A 15,920-nucleotide genomic window follows, 5' to 3' on the forward strand; every position below is an offset into this window, starting at 1 on the left:
GCACAATGCAATCTATTGATGTCTTGAGAGAGCAATAACCGCATCACGAGCAATGGAGGGATATGATGACACCCAATCGTCAAACGAAGATTCTCGTTATCGGACAGGGCGTGCTTGGCGGCGACGTTCTGGATCTGCTGTTGCAGAGTGGCGCGCCGCTTGCGCTTACGGTTGGCGCACGCAACCAGGAAAAAGCGTTGCAGCGGATCAACCTTGCGCGCTACACGGCTCTCAACCTTGGTCAATCGCAACCCGTCGATCTGGTGACCGTCGACCTCATGGAGGTGGAGCAGACGGCTGATCTCATCGAAAGGTTAAAGCCCGACATCATCTTCAATGCCACAACACTGCACAGCTGGTGGGTAATAACCAAGCTTCCGCCGGCAGCCTTCGCACGTCTTGATGCTGGTCGCGGCGGTATATGGACGCCAATGCACCAGGTGCTGATCCGCAAGCTCATGAAGGCAGTTCGCCTGGTCGACAGCAAGGCCGTTGTTGTCAATGCATCCTATCCTGATGTCGTCAACGCTTCGCTTGCCGGCGAAGGGCTGGCGCCGTCGGTCGGCATCGGCAACATTGCCAATGCCGTTCCTGGCATCAGACTTGCCGCGTCGCACATGCTTAACCTGCCACCTGCAGAAGTCGACGTGCGCTTCTTCGCCCACCATTATTTGAGCTACCGGATGCCAAGCACCGGGGGGACCGATGGTGCGCCTTATCATCTGAGCATCTATGCCAACGGGATGGAGGTTCCAGCCGGAGAGATCGACCACGACGCGCTGTTCAAATCCGTGGCCAGCCGGTTTCGTCGCGTCAAGGGCCTGGCGGGCCAGTCTGTTACCGCCTCGTCGGCGACAGCCATGCTGCTGGCCCTCGCAAACCCGGCCGGACATGTCGTCCACGCGCCGGGGCCGCTGGGCCTTGTTGGTGGATATCCGGTGCGCATAGCCAAGGCAGGCCTTCTTGTCGATCTTCCCGGCAAGCTGACACTAGACGAGGCAATCGACATCAATTGCCGATGCCAGCACTACGATGGCATCGAAAGTGTTGATGATGACGGTACCGTTCGTTTCACGGATGCCTCATCGGAGGTTCTTCACGAAGTCCTCGGCTTTGATCTCAAATCGTACAGCCCCGAAGAGTGTGAAGAGCGCGCAGCGGAACTGGCCGCTCACTTTGCGCACTTCGCACGTATCAATGGGATGCCTTCTGCTGTGGCCAGCTAGGCCAGCAAACCAACACGTTGGGGAGAGGATCCGTCTGGCTGCCCAGGCCATATCGCTGCCTCGCGCTGACCACAGTCGAAGATGACTGAAAACGCAGTCGCGGTCGGCTCGCGTGGTGAAAACGACTTGCAGATCGCATCCGGGGCTCCCGTTCGATCGCGCAATAACGCCGCCAGGCTTGCCGCATCCGTCAAAGCGAACCGGCGCGCAGCCCTTAGCCTTTCGCGGCTCGACGGATAGTGGCGCGCTTCAGCCTCGATATTTTCCCATACCGAGGCATCGGGAAAGAGAGGATGGTTCGTATGCACGATGGAATCAACAATGCGGCGAGAAAGACCGATCGATGGGCCAACCTCGGCGAGTTGCAATCGACCGGCGGCGTCGCCAAGAATGAAAGAGCGGCCGGACATGTGGTTCTGAGACATCAAAACGTCGAGAGCGGCTTCGACGCTTGGCCGCGCAAGCATCAGTCGGCGAATAACAAGGCTTGGCAGGCTGTCCTGCTTCTCATCAAGCATGAGGTCGTTGTTAACAAATGCGAACCCGCTCTCGTTCAGCCCGACCCAACCCAGAGTCCCGGCGGTTGCGATCGTGATCAGGCGCTTGCCCGGAACCTCGTGCACCAGAACGGCAAGATGCCGGTCCGCGCCTTCAGGTCCATCCCAATTCTGCGCAACAAGCGCACCGGCTGGCGTGGAAACCGCCGCAGACGTGCATCCTGTGCGCCTGTCCGAAAAGTACTCGAAACAGGAAAGCAGATAGATATCGATGGCAGAGATTCCCGTCTCCGCGGCCATTCCTTCAAGTTCCGAGTGAAGATCAGAATCGAGCGCAGAAACCTTTTCCAGAGAGGCTGCCGCTTTCGCGCATGCGCGGTTCCAGTCGGTGGTCTCAGCCGAGCGCCGCAAACGATCGTAGTCAGCGACAACGAGACCGCGCAAATGAGAACCATGTTGTTGGCCGCGCTCGAATGCTGTCCCGCGCAGGACGATGACTGGGATTTGCAATTTCGCCATGAATCACCTGAGCCTCCTTAGATCAGTCATCCATAATGTGGATAGCTTGGGTTCTCCAGCTACTGCTCGTGTGGATTGTGTGAAACTTCCATACACCGCGACCTAAGCAATGGTGTAAGGTTCCCTGGGAATGCCGCATCCAGCTGTATGGATCGGGCTGATGGAAAGGTAGACATGCAAGGTTTGGATCATCTGCCACCGCGCAAGCAGGACGAACTTGCAGAGGTCGCGCGCATCCTGTTTGAGGAATTCGAGGCTGCGCGCAGAACCAAGTTGAAGGACGACGCAAACAACGCTCGCATCCTGAAGATTATTTTGTTTGGTTCATACGCGCGCGGTGGCTGGGTCGAGGACCGAAAAAGCGGCTATCGCTCCGACTACGATTTGCTGATTGTCGTCAATTCGCACAGAGCGACGGAAGCCTCCGATTACTGGGAGAATGCCTCCGAGCGACTCGTTCGCGAACTGACCGTTACCAAGCAGCTTGAAACTCCGGTCAATTTCATCGTTCATTCCCTTCATGAGGTGAACGATCAGCTTGCTAGAGGGCGACCATTCTTTATCGATATAGCCCGCGACGGCATTGCCCTATATGAGGCCCCCGGTCACCCTCTCGCCTCGCCCCGGCAGCTTTCTACAACGGAAGCGCGGGACGAGGCACAGGGTTATTTCGATCAATGGTATCCGAGCGCTCAACGGTTTGCAAAACTTGCTGACGTGGCAATCGTCGATGGTTTTCGGAATGAGGCAGCTTTTCTCCTCCATCAAACCATCGAACGCCTGTATCACTGCGTGTTGCAAGTTCTGACGCTCTACAGTCCGAAATCACATCGGCTGTCAGTCCTGCGGTCGCACGCCGAGCGGGCCGACAACCGCCTGATCGCCTGGCCGCGTGACACGAAGTTTGCGCGGCGTTGTTTTACCAGCATCGATCGAGCTTACGTCGAAGCAAGGTATTCGGCGAACTATTCTATTGCGGATGACGAACTCGCCTGGGTGGTGAACCACGTCACCGGTTTGCAGAAGATTGTCGGCGACATCTGCCGCGAGCGTCTCTCCTGAAAAAGATTGCCTTGCCTGATTATCGGTATTCGCCACTGCTAGCCTGCAGCCGCGGTAGCCTCTATCCAGCCTGCCTTTCGCGGCGGCGGTACCTTCTTCGAACGCCGCTAGCAGGTCCTCCTCCTTGAGGGCAGAATCTGGCGTTCGCGTTTCGTCGCCGTAGAATTCCTTGAAACGGCCTCGACATCTATTTGCAAGCACTGCTCCAAACCTTCTGTCGTCGCGGCTAATTGCTCAAGATTTTCGATAAAGAAGCTGAAACCGCTGAACAGGCTATCCGTTCCGATTTGGTCAAAGCTGCCCTAACAAACGTGAATTGGGCGACCATCGAGGGCTGCAGACCTGCCGACGCTGATCTGTTTGCCTACCTGAAGGACAGCTCTAAAACCTCATCGGCAAAGGCGTTGGTGTCCATCGGCCTTTGATAGAAGGGGATAGAGGAATACTCGTGGGGGATAACGCAGTGGTCGTAGCCCGTCACGAAAGCGAATGGTATGCCGCGTTCGACTAAAAGTCGGGGCACCTCGAAAGACTTTCCCTTACCGAGATTGATATCGATCACAGCCAACGTCGGCGAGCACGCGCCCAACTGCAGGGTGGCGTCCTCCGTTGTGGCACAAGGTCCAATGACAATCGCCCCTCGATCTCGAAGGCGGCGGCCAATTCCCGCGCGATCAGGAATTCGTCCTCGACTACGAGAACGCGCGGCACTGTCTGGCCAACCTCGTCTTCACCGCCAGCTTCCACAGTGTTGGCCAATATTCCCCAGAGGTCGTCCACAGACCCCGTCGCCTCAATGATTGATCGCGATAACCATTGCGCGACGGCCGCGAGGGCCGTCGATGTCGATACTATGAACTGCACACCATCCACGAACCGCATCAACGATGGCGTCGAGATCGCGATCATCGAGGCAAGTTAGTGATAAGAACAATTGTGTGCCCTCCGTTCAACGGCAAGAGCACGAAAAATCTCTCAAGCGGTCCCGCCGAAAGCAGTGTGGGCCGACCTCCGGATTCTACTCGCGTTGCAGCCCACGGCAAGTGGGCGAGAATGCCGTCAAGTCGACAGCGAGGAAGCACACGCGACATGGGCTCGAGTGCCATCCGAATGAGGTCCAGACGGCTTCGGGCAGGAGAGTACGTGTGCTTCCCGGCCTCAAACTTCCCGTGGGTTCAGAAGTTCCAGCGTTTCCTGATTGTATACCGGCGGACGCGTCAGTGCACGGAGACGGAAGACGATGCGTTGACGCGAGTATCAGCCAACCCGACGTAGGTCTCGATCAACGTCGTCGCCATATCCTCAACCGATCGGCAGCCGTGGTCGTAAAGATCGATAGCTGCATCGCAGAGAAACGACGATGCCTGATCGTCCCATCGACCTTATAATATCGATACTATTCCCGGACAGCCTGTGACATGATCCGGTGGTCGGTCCTGGCCTTTGTCATGAGCTCCCCCGGAAAGCCAGCCTGCTCCGATAGAAAAGGGTGATCCGAGAACTGCTGAAAAGGATCAGCGACGCCCGATTTCGGCTTCAACTTTCTTCCGGGAATTGCCAGCACTTTTGACCGCTTTCTTGACGGTATCCTTGGAAACACCTTCCTTCTTCGCTTCGTATGTCACCTCATGATCCTGGCCGCCAGCGACGCGCGCACGATCCTGCGCGCGGCCTCTTGGTGTCTGTGTCTTTGCCATACAGTTTCTCCTTTATCGGATTTCCAGGGAAGAAACTCGGGACGATTCCAGTTGTTCCTTGGAAAGGGTGAAGCACTTCGTGCTGCGCTTGAAGCGACAGCCGAATCCGCTATGCAGGGCCAAACGAACGGAATCAGGATGACCATGCAGCACCTCTGGACTCTGGAGCGCGACGGGCGGGAACCACGCGGTGGTCTTGATGCCGTCGATGTATTGATCGAAGTCCTGCGTACCGAGGAACTGCCTGGGGTCACGCCGCCGGACTGGATCGTCGCCACCCTCCAGATGGATGAAGACGACGACGGCGTGGCCGTTCATACCTCGCCTCATGGCTGGAGGCTCCGTGTGAAGCGGATGGCGTAGCCCCTGCTCAATCGTCGAGACAGGGTCTCATGCGGAATCAATCTCTGAACGCGATTCCGTAAGTTATTGAAAAATGATTCGTTTCGTGTCGGAACGAATCACCCTGAGACGTCTTTGATTCGCGACGAAGTGATTCGGAGTAGGCGTCATGGCAACAGGGCATCGCGCGCAGTGGAAGGGCTTCATAAAGTTCGGTGAGGTCGCCACGGCGCTCGGAACGCGCGGCGGCGGACGGAGCCTGAATTCTTACAACGCGGCCAGCAACGGCAATTTCGACGACGACCAGCCGCTGATCGACACCCGCCATTACGGCTCGCATGCTTTTTCGGCGGGGACGCCGCCTCGGCTTTTGCGTAGGCAACTCTTACCGTCGCTTGGCACGTTCAGGAGACTGCTGCGTCGGCCTAACGAGATACTCTGCGGCGGCTTCTCATAGCTTCTCGCCGCCGCCGTTCGGGCTTCAGAGATCCTCTGCCTGCGTTTTCCCACCTCATTCCGAAAAGTTGCTTCCGCTTGGCGATGATCCCCCGAGAACGAGTTCACATGCGGCCAAGAACAAGTTGTGGCCGTTGCCGTACCGACCGGCGTGTGCTGCTCAATAGTCTCCATCGTCTGAACATATAATTCAGCACCGAATGTACGATCAAAGACCATCCTGAACCTCGGTGATCAAATACGGAACCATCCTGAATCGTCTTCGTTTGGCTCCCGGAAGGTGAACAGATGCACGGAAACAAACGCAACCTGCAGGTCATCGAGGAGAAGCTCTCGGTCGACAAGGAGCTCATCATTGACGGTAGCGTCGAGGTTCGGACGAGGACATGCAAGGTTCACGAGGACCTGCTACTCGATCTTCCCCGAGACGACGTAGAGGTCGAGCGCGTCCGGATCGATCGTTTCGTGGACGACCTTCCCGAAGTCCGGACGGAAGGCGACACCACCATAGTCCCGGTCTTCGAGGAACGCATCGTCAAGCGGCTGTTCCTCGTCGAGGAAATTCACCTCCGTCGCACGACCGCCTTCCAATCCCAACGCGTAGAGGCTGACCTGCGGAAGCAGCAAGCGACGGTCGAGCGCACATCGAAAGACAAGCACACCAAGGAGAAATATCGTGGCTAACCTGTACAACGAGAACGCCCCTGCATCCGTACCGGGCTCTTCCTACAGCACACTGTCGGCATTCTTCGACACACGGTCGGAAGCGGAGGACGCTATTTCGCGCCTGAAAGACGCTGGAATTGGTGACGATTCCATTCGTTTCCTTTCCGGATACGAAAGCGATAACGACCGCGCAAACGTGGCAAGCGACGACCGATCCGGCTTCTGGGCAAAACTTGAGGACTGGTTCTTTCCAGATGAAGATCGCGCTACTTATGCCGAAGGCCTTCGCCGCGGCGGATTTCTGGTTTCGGTTCACGTAGACGATGCAAACTACGAAACGGCCCACGATATTCTTGATGACGAGGGTTCGATCGACATCGACGAGAGAGCTGACCAATGGCGTAGCGAAGGCTGGCAGGCTCGATCAAGCGAAGCCTATGGCACTTCCACCTACGACCGGAACGCAGCCAATGAACGCCGGACTAGTGCGGGCTCCGGCCTTTCTGAACAGCGAAAGTTCAATGACGATCTCGACCGCGTCGTGCCACAAGCGAACGCATCCCGTGAGGATGCCTTTGATGCCGGTGACCGCGACCAGAGCATTCCAGTCGTTGAGGAAAATCTTCGCGTCGGCAAGCGTGACGTGAACCACGGTTCCGTTCGTGTTCGAGCCTATACGGTCGAGGAGCCTGTGCAGGAAGACGTCCGCCTCCATGAGGAAAACGTCGAGATCGAGCGCCGAATCGTTGATCGTCCGGTGAGTGACGCTGACGACGCCTTCCGGGACCGGACAATTTCCGCCGAGGAACATCACGAAGAAGCTGTCGTGCAGAAGGAAGCTCGCGTGGTCGAGGAGATCGGCATTCGCAAGACCGCGTCCGAGCAGACAAAGACGATCGATGACACCGTACGCAAGACGGAAGTCGAGATCGATGACGGACGCAGCCGTCAATCACAGTCCCAGAATAGTGTTGGACAGTCTCAGACCGGACAGAACAACTCGTTCCGTCAGGACTGACGCGACGAAGCGTGCACGAGAGCCCGGCCCAAGCGCCGGGCTTCTCTTTTCACGTCTAAGGGACACTTTCAGACATCGCTATTGTCTCCGCCATCGGAAGTGCTACGACCCAAAATTACCTGACCATCACTCGCAATCGCTTGGGGCGCTTACCGCCCAGAGCACAAGTATCAGCCGATGCCACAAAATGAATCTGAACAAAGCCCCGATTCGTTATGGCAAAAATAATCATTACACTATTGATTTCTAGCGAATGATCTTATCTGCGAGGGACCGTACATAAAATCTGGAATTTCGAGCCGCAGCAATGAATGATCTTGGTCGAACTTCAACTCAAACCGCGAGAGAGATAACACATCTACTCAAACTGATAGCGCATCCGACACGAGTCTTGATCTTGGTGTGTCTGTTGGATGGAGCGAGGACCGTTGGTGATATCCAGGAAACTCTTGGCATCCCGCAGGCGATGGTCTCCCAGCATTTGGCTCAGCTTCGAACTGCGAATGTCCTGTCTCGTCGAAAGGTTGGGCGCTTGGCATACTATGAGGTAGTCGATCCGAGGATAGAGCCCCTCCTACGACTCCTGCAGGGTCACCCGGGCGTCTATTGAGTTTTCGATTTCGCGGCCCTTCGTGCTCGGGACAAGGCAGACTGCCAAGGCCTGTCAAATCGCAGAGAAAAGTTAGGTCGCAGTTGTTGGCGTTGGTGAAAGCCTGCGCCCAATAACATCAGGTGGAAAATTCAGTGAAGGGTACTATTGGTGGCGGAGCTATCGACCTTTGCGTTGGCGAATATGAGCTTAATTGCCTGCTTCATCACATCCGCAGCTAGATTTCCATCACCCTCTAGGAGCAACGGCAACGCACTGCGAACCGCGTGGAGCATTTCGTCCAACGCCCTGACCAGGTGTTCGCTTCCTTGATCTGCCGCATCTTGGCGCATCCTGTGAAGGAGACAAATCAGACGGCCAAACGCCTCTTGTCTCTCGATGACCGTCATTTCGTCAAAAGACTTACTCAACGCACGCCCCGATTATCAGGCCTTTTGCCAGTCTCACGTTCCGGCAGCCAGCATTGGAGCACCGACAGTTCAGCACGTCGTCGCCGCCGCCAGCGCCCGTATCCGAACGCTCGGATTAAGGGCAATTGTAGGTCGATGAACCATACCTGCCAACGGACCAAGGTCCTAAGCGTCACAATCGTTGCAATCGAAGCCGTAATTTTTGCAAACGCCAATCATCCCACAAGGTCCAGGTCACTATGTCCACAACGCTGGTCGTGTCGCCGCGAAGGTCAAGGCGATCGGCCGATCGGCAGGTCATTCCAACCGAATACGCTGACGTCCCCTTTCATCAAAAGCCTCTGGACGTTGCGAGCTTCGTCGACGGTCTTTTGTTCGACACCCCAAAAAGGCCTAGCCTTGGCATCGAACCGGCGAGCTTGGACGGAAACCTATGCTCTCGCCTTTCGCCCCACCCTGGTGATCAAGCTCTCCAGTTCCGGCTCTTTCACCAGGACCGCCGCCTCTCTCGGGTGCCGCCACGTCCGTTCCCGCTCGCCTCGTTCGGGAAACCGCGGGCGCTCGCGTCTAACCTCGAGCAGATAGACGCCGACGACTGGGTAACGCTCTCGCTACCCTTGAGAAACTTCGCATAAGCGTAATGCCCGAAAACCTTCTCGTTGATCTTCCCTTGATGCCAGCCTCTTCCCAGGCCCCGCGTTCGGCGGCCTGGTACGGCTTCAGACCTGCATCGGCCAACCTTTCGGAATAGTCCAGCGCTTCGAATGATGGTGAGCGCCCCCCCAAGTTCGACGGTTGGTTGTTACTGGATGACCTGGATCACCTTGCGGGTGGAGGGTTCCACGATCACGCGCTCGTCGTTGACGATAGCGTAGGCGTAGCCTGTCTCGTCAGGGATAGGCGTCACGACGACGGTGTCGGGAAGCGGCTGGCCGACGACGACCTTCTCCTTGACCACAATGCGTTCCTTGGGGGCCGGAGCCTTCTGCACAAAGGTGATCACCTTCTCGGGTGCCGTCGCCGATTGTGCGAACGCTACGCCCGATGCCATGACGACCGCGGTTGCGATACCTACTGTTCGAAGCTTCATGATGTTTTCCTCCTTTTGAGCGGACTATTCCGCCGGCGGTGCAAACATTCATGAACCGAGTAATGTTCCAGACCACGGACCTCAGTCCGGGGTCCGCAGGACTTTAGTCGCAATGCCCGAGCGGCCCTCATTCGCGCAGCCGAATGATTGGGATCGTCCGCATCTAGGACCTAAGTCCCGCCCTGTGAACCAAATCAGCTTTGCGCCGTTCTCTTGGCATCACAAGGAGCTTGCCATGAACGTCGAACTGGAATTCCTCGCCCACGATCAGCTCGCTCGTGTACGGACGGCCATGTCTGCGGAACCAGAGCTGGAAGCCTCGTCCATCGCGGTAAGTATGGTCGGTCGAAACGTTTTTCTCCAGGGCTATGTCTCGGATTACGGCCATCGCGTAAAGGCGACTGCCATCGCAGCGATGATTGCCGGCCCCGAGAACGTACATGACAGACTGCGAGACGTCGAAGAGGTGGCGTTCACCTCACTGGTGCTGGAACTATCGTTGCCGGAAGGCCGAGCTCATTGATGCGATGCCTTTTCCGGTCATTCGTTCAGCTGTCGAGCACAATCAAGGAATCAAGCATGTCCGATAAAACCCCGCCTCTCGTTGTCGTCGGAAGCGCTGGACCACAAGTAAAACAGTCCCAAGATGGCCACGCAAAGCCGGCACAGCAAGCCGATGATGCCGACCTGGAGGCCGAGCTGACAATTGCCTCAACAGACACCGAGAAGGCGTTCAGCGATCTTATGACAATCATCGGCCTCTCGACGGCCGTTTGGTCTGTCGGAATGTCGGTCGCCTGGGCGACTTGGCTCGATCCCCTGACTTTCGCAGGTGAACGGCGTGAGTGATCACCGCACATTTAAAGCGACCTCGACAAAAACCGTTTTTTAGCGGTACCCGAGACCAGTCGCCACGCTTGCGATCGTCCAACCAAGAAAATACCCCTCGCATGCATCCTCGAACGTCAAAGAACTGGTTTCCAGTGCGCTCGATGAGCTTATCTGTGGGCGCGCAGACGTCGATCTGGTGTCACTTGAACACTGCATGCATGGTGCTTCGAGGGCTCATTCTGACGGAGCTTTTCGCACCAAACCCGGATTAGTCCCATTGGCAAGGTACCCTCGAATGGTATCGCAGTTGCCTTGAAAACGTACGGACTGTCGCGAAGACATGCTTGCGCAGCGCCATTCGCGATCGCCGGTCCAAAGGCAGCCCCACGAGGTTCGGCATGCCTCCGCCTTCGTTGCGCAGGAAACTGATACCTTGCACGGCCGTACTCGATGCCCTGAGCGGACCAGCCGCTTTTCAACGTGAAGATTTTGTGACAATACAAACAGAGGATGCATCCTGATGAAGTGCAGCCTGGCGGATATGCTGCCCTTGTTGGAGGACCCCGATGAGCGCGTTAGTCTCCGATGTATTGTATGAGTTCCTGGTCGGTTGCGAAGAGCCGGCTGACCTGCAGCAAATCTTTGGCACGATGGAGAAGGTGAGCCATCAGCTTGGGATCGATTATTTCGCAATGGCTTTTCTTCCACTAGCCCATGAGCGACTGGACTCTCTCGTCTGGCAGCGTTGGCCCGACGGCTGGCTCAACCGTTATCTTCAGAACAATTATTTTCACGCCGATCCCGTCGTCAGCCTCGTCCGAGCAACAGCACGGCCGTCTGTCTGGTCCCAGTCGGTGCGGGCCGGCCATCTTTCAGGGCGCCCGAAGCGTATTATGGATGAAGCCCGTGACTTCGGGATGCTCGATGGCCTGACCATTCCGCTTCATTCTCGCTCCGGGCTCGCTGGCCTTTTCTCGGTCGCGGGAAGGCGTGTCCCGGTGGCGGCACCGGAAGTGGCCCTTCTACAGTTTGTCGCGGAGACTACCCACCGGCGTATCATGGATCTCAACACCCCTCCGGAGCCTTGTCTGCGAGATGATCTGCAGATCACCCGAAGCGAGAGTGAGTGCCTGACCCTTTGCGCAGCAGGCAAGACCGACAGGGAAATTGGCAGCATTACCTATCGCTCGCAGCGCACCGTTCAGCAACACATCCGAAACCTGCAGCAGAAGCTCGGGGTATCCAACCGGGCACAGTTGATCGCGGAATCCTTTCGCCGCGGTTTGCAGCGTTAAAAAATACGACATTTTACGGATAGATTTTCGGAGTCTCCGGTTGCATGCTCAAAATATGCACGCGGGGTTCAAACATGCTCACCATCCTCTATGAAGATGACGATCCATTGCTGATGGAAAAGGTGTGGTCGTTCCGGCACCGCCGTTTCGTTGAACAGATGGAATGGAACGAACTGCGGCGTCGAGACCAGCGAGAGAGGGACCAGTACGACAGGCCGGATATTGTGCACGCTGTGCTCGTGCACAAGAAGGAAGTGATCGGCTATTCGCGCCTCCTTCCAACAACGGCACCTCACTTTGCCCGAGATTACAGTCAGCTGGCACCCGGGAGCCTTCCTTCCGGGCCTGATATATTCGAGTGGAGCAGGTGCGCCACCGCACTCAATGCTCCCTTCATCAACGGAATAGCTGCCTCCGATCTCTTGATGACGGGCGTCCTTGAATGCCTCGTTCGTATGGGGGCGAAGGCAATTCTTTTTCTGACCTACCCCCCTCTCGTCATGATGATGCGCCAACGAGGCTATCCTGTTCAGGTGCTTGCCGACGTCACGCTACAGGGACATCGGGTAGAGGTTGCCTACTCGATCATTCCCGACGACCTTCTCTCACGTCACTACAAAGACTACGGCATCGCCGGAGAAGTCCTTTGCTTGAGGACAAGAAACCGGAGCGGTCTGGTGCACAGCGGATAGACGGGGGTGTCTTGTGGCTCGGCGCGATAAACCGCTCATCGATGCTCCGACTGCGCGCCGCCTGGCCTTCGCGACAGTCCGCACGGATGCCGCCAAGCTTTTGGGCCTGACGGAGGAAATTTGCCAGACCTATCCTGGAAACGAAGACATGCTCTTCCTTCGCTATCTGCTGAGGATGGTCATGCTGGCGGCTGAGAAGGATCCGGTGGAGCATTAGCTTGAGTTCGGAAATGTTAAGACGCTGTCTTAAAGTTCTTTGCAAACGTGAAATATCTTGCTAGTCTGCAACCTAGGCGGTTATCGCCTTGAGGCGTGGAATCCTCATTTGGTAAAACGCAGAAAGCGTAATCTTCGCGATCTAGTGAGTCGGGGAGCTCGTGGAATATACAAGAGGCGCTTGCGCTAAAATCCATGAGGGCTGGTACCAACAGCATTTCCAACTCCCCGGCTTCTCAAGCCAGCATCATGCTGGCCAGCGGGAGCGTTTTCATGCAGCAGAATGTCTCGACCAGTTCCACCTTCAAAGATCCGGCATCGTTAACGATCACCGACGGGCTTCATCTCGTTGACGTTGAGGTCGGCAAAAGAATCAAGAAGCGCCGGCAGCAATTGCGCATTTCACAAACGGCGCTCGGTGCCGCTGTCGGCGTCTCCTTCCAGCAAATCCAAAAATATGAGCGAGGTTCAAACCGTGTCAGCTCCTCGGCACTTTACTCCCTGGCCCAGGTCCTGGATGTTCCCGTCGCCTACTTCTTCGAGACCCTCAGCAGACCAATCAGGATAGACTGCGCCGAACTGGAAAGAAAAGCGGCGTTGCGGGAAGACTTCGTCGCGACCGAAGAGGGACAGCGGCTTGTCGACGCCTTCATGACGATACCGAAAAAGATGCGACCGAAGTTCATCTCGCTGCTTGCCACCTTTTCGAACGAGCCCTGATGCCGGTTTTCGTTCGAATGGCTCCGTGCCCGATCAGTCTATCCCCCGAAAGCGGAAGGTGGACCGATCGGCAGCCAGTTTCTGACGCGCCCTGCTATAGGCGGCGAACCGCACCGCTACTCGCTCGTCCGACCCCCCTTACGACGTGAAAGCTGAAATTCGGCTACTTCTGCTGCAGGGCAAAAATCGAGTCGAGGATTGTGGCCACCGTTCGCAAAGTGTCGGGAGGGAGGGACTGTATCATCTTCGTGATGCGACGGCGCTCGTCAGCTTCCTCTTTGGTTCGCCCCCAAAGATGCGGAGCCGCGTCGTACAATAAATCGTCGGGAAAAATTTCGAGCACTTCGCAAAGATGCAGAACCTGCGTTGCATGGAGCTTGGTGATGGCCCGTTCGTACCTGCCGTAGACCGCTTCGATTGATCCGAGAAGGAGCGCCAGCTCCGCCCTCGATAGGTCCTTTTCGATGCGGAATGCCCGCAACGATTTGGCAATGCTTTCGTCCATTTCCTTTGAACTTGGGATGCCCTTAAAGCCAGGGCGCCGGTACACGGGGCGTTCGACCTTGGCATCAGTTGTCGCCTCAAGTCCCGTTTCGGCAATGTACACGTCAGTCCTTGTCGTCATGCATCCATCCACGTTCACGCGCTGATTTATACCATCGGCAACGTCGTTGGCTATCCCGTTTTAAGTAACGTCAGCCGGACGCTCCTTTCGCACCGCGCTTGGGGCCGTTCTTTGCTTCAGGGAGACAGTCATGGAAGACGAAAACATGGAGACCGAGATGGTCCGACGCGTTATGGCACATGCGCGATCGACAATTCAGGTGATCGACTCCAAAAAGCGCTTGTCCCGATGCGACGGGGCCCTGCTTTCCTTTCCGGCTGCCCTCGCAGATGAACAGACGACAAGGAAAGAATTGATCAGCTGGCAAGCCCCCACCGCTCCGCTCGCTGTCAGAAAACTCCTGCATTTGCTTGCCCATGTCCTGGCAGCAGAGCTTAGCTTCGATGAACAGTCTTTGGCCGAGATAGCGGCTGAAACCAGACGGCTTGAATCCGACAGCCGCGCTTCATCCCCTGATCTTCCGGATGATCAAGTGCTTGCTTCAAATGGATCGTGTAACGGCCTCGACGAGAGCAAGTCGACCTCAGAAGACGACTAGACGGGCGGCATTGCCACCGTATGGCCGAGCATGGAAATTGTCACAAGCAACACGCAGGCAAGTCCGACAAACCCGGCAACAGCAATGAAGTACTTTTTGCTCATGCTTTGGAGATAGGAGACCCCTTGCCTTGCTGAAAGTGCGGCTTCTGGTCGCGCCCGACCATGATTGGCCGAGCGTGGCAAACTAAGATTTGAAGTCTTGGAGCGCGTTAGCTATTCTCCACCTGCGCTCTGGCCTTTGGGCGCATTTCGATGTTCACCTCCAGACCCCGCAAGCTCGCGGGGTTCTTTTTTTACTGGCCTTCAAAAAATGATATCGCGCGCAACTGAAGAGAGCCTCCGTTCGAGGAGTTCCGCGCAGGGCCCGGTTCGAAGACCGACGACCCAGCCTGCGCACCGAAGGCAGCGCTCGTATGGACCGGGTTGCACCAAAACTCGCCGATGAACAAGGCACGTTGCATTTACGCGGCTTATTTGCACGGAAAGGCTTCGATCAGGGCCATCGTCATTACAATGCCGATCAGGGCCGGTTCAAGATTGCCGCGCTCCGGGTGCCGTTCAATGTGAGTTCCGATAATCCGAAGGTACTGATCTCCGGTGATCGCAATATTTGGCTGACAATAGAGCGTCAGCTCCCGCTGCTTGAAACCTATTGTCATGTTCGCCCCCTCGACGCCGCGACCGACCCCCGTAAGAAGCGCCACAAACTCCTGGTTGCCATCCCTGGCCCACCCGACTACATCTTTCACAGTCGCCTGGTCTGCCCCCTGAGCACCGCTGGATAGGCAGCAAAACGTAACGATCATCAACTTACGCATAAGATCATCCCAGTCCGCCCGCCTTGGCCCTAATTGCGATGCCAAGGAGGGATCAATGGCATGGCAATATATTTAGACGCGCTTTCTTGAGGGGCCGAAAGCCTGCCTGCTGCTTCACCCTCTCATGTCAGCATCGCAGCCATTCGAAAAGACGACAACCTACATTGTAGGCCTGGCGAACCAGCCCAGAGATTGACCTGATGCCGTTACCTTCCATGTGAACGCTTGCTGGAGACCGTTGGCTGTCCAAAGGCCCCTCACGTCCACTGAGAAGAAAATGCAGCACGTGAGGCTGCGGCCACTTTGGGGATGGGCCGCAGCCTCTTCCCGCTCCTGTGTTAAGCCAGGAGCGAAAGCGTGAAGGAGACGACGAATATAAATACTGTCTCCACAAACTGGTGATCTAGCTAAGGACGTGACCCATGTTGTCTTCGTGCGCAGCTTGCCCCGCCAAGCGGCATTGCGAGATCGCCCAGTAGATCAGACCAAGCTGACAAAAAACTGAACGCGGTGACGAAACCGGCGATAAAATCGCAATATTTTCAGGTAAATGGGCGATATTCCAGCTCATGGACTTTAGTCCGACAGCG

The 15,920-nt window shown here is 56.5% G+C and carries 22 protein-coding genes and 1 pseudogene; 15 read left to right on the forward strand and 8 right to left on the reverse strand.

Translation table 11 applies throughout. From position 1 onward, the window contains the following. Positions 1-65 precede the first annotated feature (65 nt). Positions 66-1,226 (forward strand): hypothetical protein, encoded by a 1,161-nt coding sequence (locus FHX16_RS27340; RefSeq protein ID WP_183864961.1) that lies wholly within the window; start codon positions 66-68, stop codon positions 1,224-1,226. Here FHX16_RS27340 and FHX16_RS27345 read toward each other — a convergent pair. Further along, the gene (locus tag FHX16_RS27345; RefSeq protein WP_259131423.1) at positions 1,223-2,242 is read right to left on the reverse strand and encodes a C45 family peptidase; all 1,020 of its coding nucleotides are present in this window, start codon (positions 2,240-2,242) and stop codon (positions 1,223-1,225) included. The two genes, FHX16_RS27340 and FHX16_RS27345, sit on opposite strands and share 4 nt — an antisense overlap. Before the next feature lie 147 nt (positions 2,243-2,389). Here FHX16_RS27345 and FHX16_RS27350 point away from each other — a divergent pair, with 147 nt between their 5' ends. Together FHX16_RS27350 and FHX16_RS27355 are read left to right on the forward strand one after the other, a co-directional pair. Next, positions 2,390-3,304: a HEPN domain-containing protein gene (locus FHX16_RS27350; RefSeq protein ID WP_405049329.1), complete on the forward strand. Its 915-nt coding sequence runs from the start codon at positions 2,390-2,392 to the stop codon at positions 3,302-3,304. Positions 3,305-3,534: 230 nt separating this feature from the next. Continuing rightward, entirely contained in the window at positions 3,535-3,729 is a 195-nt protein-coding gene (locus tag FHX16_RS27355) for a hypothetical protein (protein ID WP_259131427.1), read from the forward strand. Between the two features lie 133 nt (positions 3,730-3,862). Here the strand turns inward: FHX16_RS27355 and FHX16_RS27360 are convergent, their stop codons facing one another. The 3 genes and pseudogenes from FHX16_RS27360 to FHX16_RS27370 all read right to left on the reverse strand — a co-directional run bounded on the left by FHX16_RS27360 (position 3,863) and on the right by FHX16_RS27370 (position 5,001). Beyond that, positions 3,863-4,084, reverse strand: a complete 222-nt coding sequence (locus FHX16_RS27360) for a hypothetical protein (protein WP_259131429.1) — start codon at positions 4,082-4,084, stop codon at positions 3,863-3,865. Positions 4,085-4,521: 437 nt separating this feature from the next. Then, positions 4,522-4,754, reverse strand: a pseudogene (locus tag FHX16_RS27365) (hypothetical protein). Between the two features lie 64 nt (positions 4,755-4,818). Further along, a complete protein-coding gene (locus FHX16_RS27370; protein ID WP_183759196.1) occupies positions 4,819-5,001 on the reverse strand; it encodes a DUF3606 domain-containing protein in 183 nt (60 codons plus the stop codon). A gap of 138 nt (positions 5,002-5,139) precedes the next feature. On the opposite strand from FHX16_RS27370, the gene FHX16_RS27375 reads away from it, so the two are divergent. From FHX16_RS27375 to FHX16_RS31700, 5 genes are all read left to right on the forward strand, one after another. Continuing rightward, a complete protein-coding gene (locus tag FHX16_RS27375; protein ID WP_259131432.1) occupies positions 5,140-5,364 on the forward strand; it encodes a hypothetical protein in 225 nt (74 codons plus the stop codon). Between the two features lie 148 nt (positions 5,365-5,512). After that, complete coding sequence (locus FHX16_RS27380) at positions 5,513-5,800, forward strand: hypothetical protein (protein ID WP_183864963.1); 288 nt, start codon at positions 5,513-5,515, stop codon at positions 5,798-5,800. A 287-nt stretch (positions 5,801-6,087) separates the two neighbouring features. After that, entirely contained in the window at positions 6,088-6,483 is a 396-nt protein-coding gene (locus FHX16_RS27385; RefSeq protein WP_259131434.1) for a YsnF/AvaK domain-containing protein, read from the forward strand. After that, positions 6,476-7,483 (forward strand): YsnF/AvaK domain-containing protein, encoded by a 1,008-nt coding sequence (locus tag FHX16_RS27390; RefSeq protein WP_259131436.1) that lies wholly within the window; start codon positions 6,476-6,478, stop codon positions 7,481-7,483. The genes FHX16_RS27385 and FHX16_RS27390 overlap by 8 nt, the downstream gene beginning before the upstream one ends. Positions 7,484-7,790: 307 nt before the next feature. Further along, positions 7,791-8,093, forward strand: a complete 303-nt coding sequence (locus FHX16_RS31700; protein ID WP_210296803.1) for a metalloregulator ArsR/SmtB family transcription factor — start codon at positions 7,791-7,793, stop codon at positions 8,091-8,093. A gap of 131 nt (positions 8,094-8,224) precedes the next feature. Here the strand turns inward: FHX16_RS31700 and FHX16_RS27395 are convergent, their stop codons facing one another. Beyond that, positions 8,225-8,503 (reverse strand): hypothetical protein, encoded by a 279-nt coding sequence (locus tag FHX16_RS27395; RefSeq protein WP_259131438.1) that lies wholly within the window; start codon positions 8,501-8,503, stop codon positions 8,225-8,227. An 802-nt stretch (positions 8,504-9,305) separates the two neighbouring features. Further along, positions 9,306-9,593, reverse strand: coding sequence for a DUF1236 domain-containing protein (locus tag FHX16_RS27400; protein WP_259131440.1), 288 nt, complete (start codon positions 9,591-9,593; stop codon positions 9,306-9,308). 235 nt (positions 9,594-9,828) lie between these two features. On the opposite strand from FHX16_RS27400, the gene FHX16_RS27405 reads away from it, so the two are divergent. The 6 genes from FHX16_RS27405 to FHX16_RS27430 all read left to right on the forward strand — a co-directional run bounded on the left by FHX16_RS27405 (position 9,829) and on the right by FHX16_RS27430 (position 13,347). Then, positions 9,829-10,116 carry a BON domain-containing protein gene (locus tag FHX16_RS27405; protein ID WP_183864948.1) on the forward strand — a complete coding sequence of 96 codons (288 nt, stop codon included), beginning with the start codon at positions 9,829-9,831 and terminating at the stop codon, positions 10,114-10,116. Positions 10,117-10,172: 56 nt separating this feature from the next. Continuing rightward, positions 10,173-10,442 carry a hypothetical protein gene (locus tag FHX16_RS27410; protein ID WP_259131442.1) on the forward strand — a complete coding sequence of 90 codons (270 nt, stop codon included), beginning with the start codon at positions 10,173-10,175 and terminating at the stop codon, positions 10,440-10,442. Between the two features lie 548 nt (positions 10,443-10,990). Beyond that, complete coding sequence (locus tag FHX16_RS27415; RefSeq protein WP_259131445.1) at positions 10,991-11,719, forward strand: LuxR family transcriptional regulator; 729 nt, start codon at positions 10,991-10,993, stop codon at positions 11,717-11,719. Between the two features lie 74 nt (positions 11,720-11,793). Further along, positions 11,794-12,411: an acyl-homoserine-lactone synthase gene (locus FHX16_RS27420; protein WP_259131447.1), complete on the forward strand. Its 618-nt coding sequence runs from the start codon at positions 11,794-11,796 to the stop codon at positions 12,409-12,411. A 13-nt stretch (positions 12,412-12,424) separates the two neighbouring features. Next, positions 12,425-12,628, forward strand: coding sequence for a hypothetical protein (locus FHX16_RS27425; protein ID WP_183758722.1), 204 nt, complete (start codon positions 12,425-12,427; stop codon positions 12,626-12,628). A gap of 272 nt (positions 12,629-12,900) precedes the next feature. Continuing rightward, positions 12,901-13,347 (forward strand): helix-turn-helix domain-containing protein, encoded by a 447-nt coding sequence (locus tag FHX16_RS27430; protein WP_259131451.1) that lies wholly within the window; start codon positions 12,901-12,903, stop codon positions 13,345-13,347. Between the two features lie 163 nt (positions 13,348-13,510). Here FHX16_RS27430 and FHX16_RS27435 read toward each other — a convergent pair whose 3' ends face one another. Further along, positions 13,511-13,972, reverse strand: coding sequence for a helix-turn-helix domain-containing protein (locus tag FHX16_RS27435; RefSeq protein ID WP_259131453.1), 462 nt, complete (start codon positions 13,970-13,972; stop codon positions 13,511-13,513). A gap of 130 nt (positions 13,973-14,102) precedes the next feature. On the opposite strand from FHX16_RS27435, the gene FHX16_RS27440 reads away from it, so the two are divergent. Then, positions 14,103-14,510 carry a hypothetical protein gene (locus tag FHX16_RS27440; RefSeq protein WP_259131455.1) on the forward strand — a complete coding sequence of 136 codons (408 nt, stop codon included), beginning with the start codon at positions 14,103-14,105 and terminating at the stop codon, positions 14,508-14,510. Between the two features lie 472 nt (positions 14,511-14,982). On the opposite strand, the gene FHX16_RS27445 is transcribed toward FHX16_RS27440, so the two are convergent. Then, a complete protein-coding gene (locus FHX16_RS27445) occupies positions 14,983-15,330 on the reverse strand; it encodes a hypothetical protein (protein ID WP_259131457.1) in 348 nt (115 codons plus the stop codon). Positions 15,331-15,920 lie beyond the last annotated feature (590 nt).

The sequence above is a fragment of the Rhizobium sp. BK661 genome, from assembly GCF_024808825.1.
GTDB lineage: Bacteria > Pseudomonadota > Alphaproteobacteria > Rhizobiales > Rhizobiaceae > Rhizobium.